Origin of the sequence: Pseudolysinimonas sp. (assembly GCF_044239695.1) — a bacterium.
GTDB lineage: Bacteria > Actinomycetota > Actinomycetes > Actinomycetales > Microbacteriaceae > Pseudolysinimonas_A.
This window is the reverse complement of the sequence record NZ_JBIIAW010000108.1, coordinates 1-9,013: the sequence shown is the minus strand read 5'-3', so window position 1 is coordinate 9,013 and position 9,013 is coordinate 1. Positions and strand designations below refer to the sequence as shown.

Annotated in this window: 8 protein-coding genes and 1 tRNA gene; 4 read left to right on the top strand and 5 right to left on the bottom strand. The window is 70.0% G+C overall.

Annotated features, from left to right (window positions below; all coding sequences use genetic code 11):
* Positions 1-101: 101 nt before the first annotated feature.
* From ACILQS_RS13715 to ACILQS_RS13705, 3 genes are all read right to left on the bottom strand, one after another.
* Positions 102-175, bottom strand: a tRNA-Pro gene (locus ACILQS_RS13715).
* A gap of 26 nt (positions 176-201) precedes the next feature.
* The gene (locus ACILQS_RS13710; protein WP_395640690.1) at positions 202-1,152 is read right to left on the bottom strand and encodes a metallophosphoesterase; all 951 of its coding nucleotides are present in this window, start codon (positions 1,150-1,152) and stop codon (positions 202-204) included.
* Entirely contained in the window at positions 1,149-3,773 is a 2,625-nt protein-coding gene (locus tag ACILQS_RS13705; protein WP_395640689.1) for a transglycosylase domain-containing protein, read from the bottom strand. The genes ACILQS_RS13710 and ACILQS_RS13705 overlap by 4 nt, the downstream gene beginning before the upstream one ends.
* 51 nt (positions 3,774-3,824) lie before the next feature.
* Here ACILQS_RS13705 and ACILQS_RS13700 point away from each other — a divergent pair, with 51 nt between their 5' ends.
* Both ACILQS_RS13700 and ACILQS_RS13695 read left to right on the top strand, forming a co-directional pair.
* Complete coding sequence (locus tag ACILQS_RS13700; protein ID WP_395640691.1) at positions 3,825-3,986, top strand: hypothetical protein; 162 nt, start codon at positions 3,825-3,827, stop codon at positions 3,984-3,986.
* Positions 3,983-4,444, top strand: coding sequence for a RidA family protein (locus ACILQS_RS13695; protein WP_395640688.1), 462 nt, complete (start codon positions 3,983-3,985; stop codon positions 4,442-4,444). Before ACILQS_RS13700 ends, ACILQS_RS13695 begins: the two co-directional genes overlap by 4 nt.
* A gap of 54 nt (positions 4,445-4,498) precedes the next feature.
* Here the strand turns inward: ACILQS_RS13695 and ACILQS_RS13690 are convergent, their stop codons facing one another.
* A complete protein-coding gene (locus ACILQS_RS13690; RefSeq protein ID WP_395640687.1) occupies positions 4,499-4,678 on the bottom strand; it encodes a hypothetical protein in 180 nt (59 codons plus the stop codon).
* 287 nt (positions 4,679-4,965) lie between these two features.
* Positions 4,966-6,960, bottom strand: coding sequence for an acetate--CoA ligase (gene acs / locus ACILQS_RS13685; protein ID WP_395640686.1), 1,995 nt, complete (start codon positions 6,958-6,960; stop codon positions 4,966-4,968).
* Between the two features lie 578 nt (positions 6,961-7,538).
* Between acs and ACILQS_RS13680 the strand changes: the two genes are divergently transcribed.
* Both ACILQS_RS13680 and ACILQS_RS13675 read left to right on the top strand, forming a co-directional pair.
* Positions 7,539-8,501 (top strand): TadA family conjugal transfer-associated ATPase, encoded by a 963-nt coding sequence (locus ACILQS_RS13680; protein WP_395640685.1) that lies wholly within the window; start codon positions 7,539-7,541, stop codon positions 8,499-8,501.
* Positions 8,498-9,013 (top strand): type II secretion system F family protein (locus tag ACILQS_RS13675; RefSeq protein WP_395640684.1); only part of this gene is annotated, 516 nt, incomplete at its 3' end. The genes ACILQS_RS13680 and ACILQS_RS13675, both read left to right, overlap by 4 nt.

Here is a 9,013-nt window from a genome sequence, read left to right as displayed (position 1 = left end):
CACCATCGACCCCGAACGCGACTACCAACCCCTCAGAAACGCAAAGGACCGAACCTGAAATCAGGTTCGGTCCTTGCAGATGTCCTGAGACATCACATGCGTCGGGGTAACAGGATTTGAACCTGCGGCCTCGTCGTCCCGAACGACGCGCGCTACCAAACTGCGCCATACCCCGTTGTCCGCGTCAGGTGCGGCAACCTATCAAGGATAGCCGACGGGAACGAGTTCGAGCACCACGGCCTCCGGCGCGCAGGCGAACCGCACTGGGGCGTAGATCGAGGTACCGAGACCCGCCGACACGTTGAGCAGTGCCGAGCGGCGGCGACCGGGCCACACCGAGAGCCCCTGCGCCTGGCGGCGGGGGATGTCGCAATTGGTGACGAGTGCCGGAAAGCCGGGGATCCTCACCTGCCCGCCGTGCGTGTGCCCGGCGAGGATCAGGTCGGCACCCTCGTTCGTCAGCGCGTCGAGCACCCGACGGTAGGGGGCGTGGGTCACGCCGAGCCGGAGAACATCGCCGGCGTCGCCCTCCCACTCGACCTCTTCGCGCAGCGCCTCGAGGTTGCCGGGCAGCGCATCGAGACGGTCCCAGCGGCGGTGCGCGTCACCGGTGCCGAACAGCTCCAGACGGTGACCCCGGAACTCAAGGGCCCGCGCCGCGTTGTTGAGGTCGAGCCAGCCGAGCTCGTCGGTGAAGAACGCGTTGAGCGCGTCGACATCCAGATCCGGCTGCCGCGGCTTCGCACCCGAGGGGCCGCCGAAGTAGGCGAACGGGTTCTTCAGCACCGGGCCGTGGAAGTCGTTCGACCCATGGGCAAAGACGCCCGGGATACCGCGGAACGGCTCGAACGCCCGACGGATGCCGGCCAGTCCGTCGACGTGTCCGAGGTTGTCGCCGGTGTCGACGATGAGGTCGGGCTCGTAGCGCACCAGCGAGCGGACGAAGTCCTGTTTCGCGCGCTGCCACGGCGCCATGTGCAGGTCACTGAGATGCAGGATCGTCAGCGGCCGCGAGCCGGGCTCGAGGATCGGGAGCACCTCGCGCCGCACCGTGAACCGGGTGCGTTCGACGAACACGCCCCAGGCGAGCGCCCCGAGGGCTGCGGCGGCCGTCACCCCGAAGGCGACGCCCGCCGCGCGCGCGCGGGTCAACAGGACCCGGGTGTCGTTCGGTAGTAGGTGATCGTCACCGTCGTGTTCGCCGGGTTGCGCATCGCGCCCGCTGGCGGATCTTGCGACATCACGGTGTTGTCCGGTGGCGGTGTCGTCGGATACTCCGCGACGTCGCTCGGGTCGTAACAGACGGTGGCGACATCGAAGCCCTCGGCCTGGAGAGCACTGTCCGCCGCGCTGGGACTCATCCCGACGACGTTGGGGACGGGTTGGGCCAGCCCATTACTCGTGAAGACCCGAACCGTCGTTCCGCGGGAGACAGAGGCGCCGGCAGCGGGCTCCGTGCTCGCCACCTGACCGGCCGGCAGATCCGAATCGACCTGGCCGCCGTCCTCGAATCCGAGTTCCGCGAGAGTCAGCGCGGCGTTCGCCTGCTCGAGCGTCGTGCCGACGAGATTCGGGACCTCGACGGGGGAGCCGGTGAGCAGTTCGGGGGCGGGTCCGGGGAACCCTCCGCCCGGGTAGATGGCGTCGATGGCCTGGGCCAGCGGCTTGAAGATCCGGTGACGGAGCAGACCACCACTGGTGCCGTTGATTCGGATGTTGCGCATCGCCTGGTCGCCCTGCACGTTGCCGACCCAGACCGCGGTCGCCACCGAACGCGACGACCCGACCATCCAGGTGTGGATGGACTTGTCGGTCGTTCCCGTCTTGCCGATGTACGGGGTCCCATCATTCGGGTTCGACGCCGAACCGGTTCCGCGCATGACCGCCTCCATGGCGTAGGCGGCCGTGTTGGCGACCTCCGGAGAGACCAGAGACTGGCCGCACTTCACGGGCTCGCCCTCGAGCACCTCGCCGGTCTCCTCGATGATCACCGAGCCCACCATGCGGGGCTCGCAGAAGACGCCGGAGTTGGCGATGGCGGCGTAGGCCGCCGCCTGCTGGAGCGGGGCGATCGCGTTCTCGCAGCCACCGATCGAGCACGAGGGCCGGGTGATCAGTTCCTGATCCGGGTTGCCGTTGTGCACCCCGATCGACTCGGCGAGCTTCTTGATGTCGCACTGATCGACGGCCTTCGCCATCTGGATGAAGACCGAGTTCACCGAGGCGGCGGTGCCGCGCACGATCGTGTACGACCCCTGCTCGTTGGAGTCGTTCTTGAAGTCGTACTTGCCGCCCCACGGCGGGCCGACGACGTTGCTGCCGACCGACTCCGGGGCGCAGGAGTCGGCGAACTCCGCCTGGTTCACCTCGCGAACACCGGCGTTGTAGGACTCGTTGACGCCGTGACCCGCCGCGAGGAAGGCGAGCAGCACGTACGGCTTGTACGTCGACCCGGGCTGGAAGCCGATCGAACCGCCGTGGTCGCGATCGACCGCGTAGTTGACGGCGTCCTTGGTGACGTCTTCAGCCGCATCCGGGGAGTCGTCGAAGTACTTGTTCTGCGCCATCGCGACGATGTTGCCCGTGCCGACCTGAACCGACGTGGCGACGGCGCCGAGGTCGAAGCGCGTCTCATCGGCCGGGGCCCAGGCGAGGACGTTGTCGTAGGCGGCCTGCTGGAGGCGCGGGTCGATCGTCAGGACGAGCTGATAACCCCCGCGCTTCCACGCGGCACTGCGCTCGTCCTCGGTGGCGCCGAGCGCCGTCAGCGACGTCACGGTGCGCTTGGCGTAGTCGCAGACAAAGCCGTAGATGATGGGCGTCGCGTTGCGGCAGCCGACGACCGACGGCTGCCGGTTGACGAAGTCCGCATCCACCGGGATCGCGCGAGCCTCGTCGTACTCGGCGTCGGTGATGCAGCCGTAGTCGGCCATGAAGCCGAGGATGACATCGCGGCGCTCCTGGTTGGCCGCGAAGTTGTCGTCGGAGTTGAGGCTTCGCGTGCTCGGGTACTGCACGATCGCGATGAGGCTCGCGGCCTGCACGGCCGTCAGGGTGGATGCCGTCTCGCCGAAGAACTCGTACGCCGCGGCCTGCACGCCGTAGGTGTTGCCGCCGAAGCCGGCGATGTTGAGATAGCCGGCGAGGATCTGGTCCTTCGAGTAGTTCTTCTCGAGGCCGATCGCGAGCTTCATCTCCTTGATCTTGCGGTCGATGGTCGGGTCGAGTGCGTTGCGGATCTCCTGCTTGCGCTCTTCCTCGGTCAGCGTCTCGTCGTTGATCGCCTGCTGCTGGAGGATGTTGCGCACCAACTGCATCGTCAGCGTCGACGCGCCACCGGCCCCGTCGTCGCCGGTGACCTGACCGACCGCGGCCCGGATGAGCGACGGCATGTCGACCCCGCCGTGCTCGTCGAAGCGGCGGTCTTCGCCCGCGACGGCCGCGCACTGCACGTACTCGTTCATCTCGTCGAGCGCGATCTCTTGCCGGTTCTGGTCGTAGAGCGTCGCGACGGTGATGTAGTCGTCGTCCGGGTTCTCCGGATCCTGACTGGGGTTGTTCACCACGATCGTGTTCTGCTGGCTGCCGGAGTCGAGCTCGATGTACTCGGGCAGCGAGTTGAAGATGCCGACGGTGTTGTTGGCGGTGATGCCGGTGACGGCGATGGCGGGGGCGACCATGACGGTGACGAGGACGCCGGCGAGGGCGCTGAAACCGAGGGTCCCTGCGATGGCCGTGAACAGGCTGGCGGCCGTCGATTTCTGGGCGGGCATAGGGTTAGGGTACGCGACGGTCTGCGCCCTGAACCTGAATGGATGCCTGCAATGCCCACCTGGGAATACGTCACGACGCCTCTGCTGATCCACAACACGACCGCGATCCTCAACACCTGGGGTTCCCAGGGTTGGGAACTCGTGCAGATCGTGACCGGACCGGAGGGCGGACTCGTCGCCTATCTGAAGCGTCCGCTGGCGGTCTCCGAATGAGCGCCGTCGCGGGGCGCCTGGCCGAACTGGGCCTCGAGCTGCCCGCTGTCGCCAAGCCGGTCGCCGCCTACGTGCCCGCCGTCGTCACCGGCAACCTCGTCTTCACCTCCGGTCAGCTGCCGTTCGTCGACGGCGCTCTCCCCGCGACCGGCAAGGTCGGCGGCGCCGTGACGCCGGAGGACGCCGCGCGTCTCGCCCGCCAGTGCGCGCTCAACGCGCTCGCGGCGGCCGCCGAGGCGATCGGGTCGCTCGACCGGGTCACCCGGGTCGTCAAGGCGGTCGTGTTCGTCAACTCCGCGCCCGGGTTCACCGGTCAGCCCGCGGTCGCCAACGGCGGTTCCGAGCTGCTCGGCGACGTGTTCGGCGACGCCGGACGCCACGCCCGCAGCGCCGTCGGCGTCGCCGAACTCCCGCTCGACTCCCCGGTCGAGCTGGAACTCATCCTCGAATTCGCCTGACCCTGCTTCGAGTTCGTTTCTCCGGAGTTCACGTTCGTTTCTCCGGAGAAGCGTTCAGCGGATGCGCCGAAGGTGGTCGCCGCGCTCCACGGCGGCGAGAATTCTGGTGCCGCAGCCAGGCCAGTCCTCAGTGATGGCCGCTTCCGCGTCGCGCACCCGACGGGGTGCGTTGCGGATGAGCGCTCTCAACACGTCCGGCCGGGCCAGCCCCAGGCGACATGCCGAGTCGGTCATGGCGATCGCCAGGCTCGGGTCGCATGCGGCCGTGTGGCGACCAACTGACATGGATGGCGTCGTCGCTTCCGGTCCACATCCCGTAGCTCCGGGCCGCCGACACCGCCCCGATCCGCCCGCCCATCGCGACCGCGATCCTCTGTTCGAGTGGGGTGCCGACGGCCGCGTACCACGCGCGTCGAAGACGGAGGAGCGACCCGGCTCGGACGGCCGAGGCGATGGCCCCGGGCGGACTGAGCTGGGAGGGTTCGATTCTCCGGAGAAACGCGCCCGGCCCGGCCTGAACCTCAGCTGCGCGCGTTCTTCCCCGCGTCGGTGACGGCGGTGACCGACGACGTCGCGGGGGATCCGCTGAGGTCTTCGATGAGGCGCATCACGGCGGGGTCGGCGAGCGTCGTCGTGTCGCCGATCGGGCGCCCCTCGGCGACGTCGCGCAGCAGCCGCCGCATGATCTTGCCCGAGCGGGTCTTCGGCAGCTCGCTGACGAGGTAGACGTCGCGGGGACGGGCGATCGCGCCGATCGACGACGCGACGTGCGCGCGCAACGCGCTCGCGGCATCCTCGAGTCCGGCGAAGCGCTGCTTGAGGATGACGTACGCGACGACCGCCTGACCCGTCGTCTCGTCGGCGGCACCGACGACCGCGGCTTCGGCGACGGCTTCGTGCCCGACGAGGGCGGACTCGATCTCGGCGGTGGAGAGCCGGTGACCCGAGACGTTCATGACGTCGTCGACGCGGCCGAGCAGCCAGAGCTCCTGGTCGCGGTCGTAGCGGGCGCCGTCGCCGGCGAAGTAGTATCCCTGGTCGGCGAACTTCGACCAGTAGGTCTCGGCGTAGCGCTCCATGTCGCCCCAGATGCCGCGCAGCATCGCGGGCCACGGCTCGGTGATGACGAGCAGACCGCCCTCGTCCCGGCCGACGGGCGTTCCGTCGTCGTCGACGATCGCGATCGACATCCCGGGGATCGGCACCTGCGCCGAGCCGGGCTTGAGCGAGGTGATCCCGGGCAGCGCGCTGACCATGATCGCCCCGGTCTCGGTCTGCCACCAGGTGTCGACGATCGGGGCGTGGCCGCCGCCGATGATGTCGCGGTACCAGATCCAGGCCTCGGGGTTGATCGGCTCCCCGACGCTGCCCAGCACGCGGATGCTCGACAGGTCGAACTTCCCGGGGATCTCGCGGCCCAGCTTCATGAACGATCGGATGGCGGTGGGCGCCGTGTAGAAGATCGAGACCCGGTACTTCTCGATCAGCTCCCACCAGCGGCCCGGGTGCGGCGTGTCGGGGGTGCCTTCGTACATGACCGACGTGGCGCCGTTCGCGAGCGGGCCGTAGACGACGTAGGTGTGGCCGGTGATCCAGCCGACGTCGGCGGTGCACCAGTAGACATCCGTCTCGGGGTGCAGGTCGAACACGTTCTCGTGGGTGAACGCGGCCTGGGTGAGGTAGCCGCCGGAGGTGTGCAGGATGCCCTTCGGCTTCCCGGTGGTGCCGGAGGTGTAGAGGATGAAGAGCGGGTTCTCGGCGTCGAACGCTTCGGCCTCGTGCTCGTCGCTCGCGGATCCGACGGCGTCGTGCCACCAGACATCCTTCTCGCCCCAAGCGACCTCGTTCTCGCCGCGCTTGACGACGAGCACGTGCTCGACGGTCTCGGCCCCGGCGACCGCCTCGTCGACGGTCGGCTTCAGCGGGAACACCTTGCCCTTGCGCCAGCCGCCGTCGGCGGTGATCACGAGTTTCGCCTGCGCGTCGTCGATGCGGGCGCGCAGCGACTCGGCGCTGAAGCCGCCGAAGACCACCGAATGGATGGCGCCGAGCCGGGCGATCGCGAGCATCGAGATGACGGCCTCGGGGATGTTGGGCAGGTAGATCGCGATGCGGTCGCCCTGGCCGATGCCGAGGGCCTTCAGGGCGTTCGCGGCCTTCTTCACCTCGGTGGTCAGCTCCGCGTAGGTGAGGGTGCGGGTGTCGCCCGGCTCGCCCTCCCAGTGGTACGCGATGCGGTCGCCTCGGCCTTCGAGCACGTGCCGGTCGAGGCAGTTGTAGGCGACGTTGAGCTTGCCGTCGCCGAACCACTTCGCGACCGGCGCCTCCGACCAGTCGAGGGTGGACGTGAACGGCTCGTGCCAGTGCAGCAGCCGACGGGACTGATCGGCCCAGAACGCGAGGCGATCGGATGCCGCGGTCTCGTACAGGCCGGACTGGGCGATCGCGGCCGCCGCGAACTCCGGGCTCGGCGGGAATCGACGCTCTTCGTGCATCAGGTTGTCGATCGAATTCATGGCAGGGGCCCTCCTTGACAGAAAAACTGTCCTCGAATGAGACCGGCCGGGCGGCGATGCCGGGGGTCCCCGAGGTGGGGTCCTGCCTCGATCCTAGCCAGCGTACGTCGACATCCCGTGTGCGTTTCGCCCCGTGACGGAGCCCTGTTCGCCCGGCACGCGTGCCCCGGAAAGGGGGTGAGCAAGGGCTTGCGGACTCTGGGCGATGTGTGGGAAATCTCCCCGTTGCGGTGTCCTCCATTTGGAGTACACTCGGGACCATCCGAGCGCAATCTCGGCTTGCGACGTTCGCGATTCCCCCCAATCCATCGTCGCTGTGGCGGCGCCCGTTCCCCCCAATGGGCGCCGCCCCTCTCGCTTAATCAGCCCCGTATCTGCGGGGATTTCGACGCATCCGGGTCGCTCGGGTGGTTGGCCGCAGCGCGCGGCGGAGAGCCTGACGGGGGGCGGAGCCGTGCGATGGATCGGGGTACACGGGCTCCGGAGGTTCCGTCCTCCCCAGTTCGTCGGTTCCGCCCGTTTTCGCCGTCCCCCGCCCCGAACTGGGGGTGCGGGCCGGTGAGACGGAACCTCGGGGGATGACAGCCTTCGTCGCGCGGGGAAGCGGGGTGTCACGCGGCATCCCCGCGGGCGAGTTCGGGCCCCTCGCGGCCGTCGTCGCGGAACGCGGGGTGACGGACGTCTTCCTCAACGGCGACGGCACGGTGTGGGCCGACCGGGGCGCCGGCGCCGGGGTGATCGACGCCATCCGCGTCGGTGCCGCCGCCGCGCGCGAGCTGGCGGTGCGCCTCGTCGCGCTCGGCGGACGGCACGTCGACGAGGCGACGCCGTGCGTCGACGTGCGTCTCGGTGACGGGGTGCGCGTGCACGTCGTCCTGCCGCCCGTCTCGGGAGGAGGAGCGCTCGTCTCGGTGCGTCTCCCCGCCGAGGCGCGACCCTCGCTCGACGACCTCGACGCCGCCGGGTTCTTCGCGCAGGTCGACGCGGGGCGCATCCGGGACCTCGTCGCGCGGCGGGCCAACCTGCTGGTGACCGGCGCCGGCGGCAGCGGCAAGACGACGTTCCTCGCCGCGCTGTTGGGCTCCGCGCCCGCGCACGAGCGGATCGTCGTGCTCGAGGACGTCGCCGAACTTCGCATCGCGCACCCGCACGTCGTCTCGCTCGAGGCGCGGCAAGCGAATCTGGAAGGTGCGGGGGGCGTCGGGCTCGATCGGCTCGTGCGCGAGGCCCTGCGGATGCGCCCCGACCGTCTCGTGGTGGGCGAGTGCCGCGGCGCCGAGCTGCGCGAACTGCTGGCCGCGCTGAACACCGGCCACGACGGGGGCGCGGGCACCCTGCACGCCAACTCGCTCGCCGACGTGCCGGCGCGACTCGAGGCGCTCGGCGCGCTGTCGGGAATGTCCCCCGACGCCGTCGCCCGCCAGGCGGTGAGCGCGCTCGACGCCGTGCTCCATGTGGAGCGCACGCCGTCCGGGCGCCGGTTGGCTGCCGTCGGGACGCTCGGGGTCGATCGGCGGGGCCGGCTCGAGGTGCGCGGGTGACCGCGTCGTCGTCGGTGCTGCGTCTCGCGGTGCTGCTCGAAGCCGGGCTCCCCCCGCTGTCGGCGTGGCAGCACCTCGGCTCGACCGATCCCGTCGCCCGGCGGATCGCGCAGGCCGACGGGGCCGATCGGCTGCCGGCCGAGATCCTCGCGGTGACCCAGGATGCCGCGGACGCCTCCGATTGGGCGTGCGTCGCCGCGGCGTGGCGCGTGGCGACGGAGTCCGGCGCCCCCCTCGCGGCGACCCTCGGCCGGCTCGGGGACGTGCTCGTCGCGACGGACGACGCGCGCCGGGAGGTCGCGGTCGCCCTCGCCGGCCCCCTCGCGACCTCGCGCGTGGTTCTGGCACTGCCGGCGCTCGGGCTGTTCGGCGGGGCGCTGCTCGGTGTCGACACCCTCGGCGTACTCGCCACCACTCCGCCCGGCTGGTTCTGCCTCGTCGCCGGCGGCGGGCTGCTGCTCGTGGCGCGGCGATGGATGCGGCGACTCGTCGCCCGGGCCCGCGAAGCCGAC

Bases quoted from the DNA above. Each gene is read 5' to 3' on its own strand.
- acs (WP_395640686.1), bottom strand. From the start codon at position 6,960: ATGAATTCGATCGACAACCTGATGCACGAAGAGCGTCGATTCCCGCCG.
- ACILQS_RS13695 (WP_395640688.1), top strand. From the start codon at position 3,983: ATGAGCGCCGTCGCGGGGCGCCTGGCCGAACTGGGCCTCGAGCTGCCC.
- ACILQS_RS13700 (WP_395640691.1), top strand. From the start codon at position 3,825: ATGCCCACCTGGGAATACGTCACGACGCCTCTGCTGATCCACAACACG.
- ACILQS_RS13705 (WP_395640689.1), bottom strand. From the start codon at position 3,773: ATGCCCGCCCAGAAATCGACGGCCGCCAGCCTGTTCACGGCCATCGCA.
- ACILQS_RS13690 (WP_395640687.1), bottom strand. From the start codon at position 4,678: ATGACCGACTCGGCATGTCGCCTGGGGCTGGCCCGGCCGGACGTGTTG.
- ACILQS_RS13680 (WP_395640685.1), top strand. From the start codon at position 7,539: ATGACAGCCTTCGTCGCGCGGGGAAGCGGGGTGTCACGCGGCATCCCC.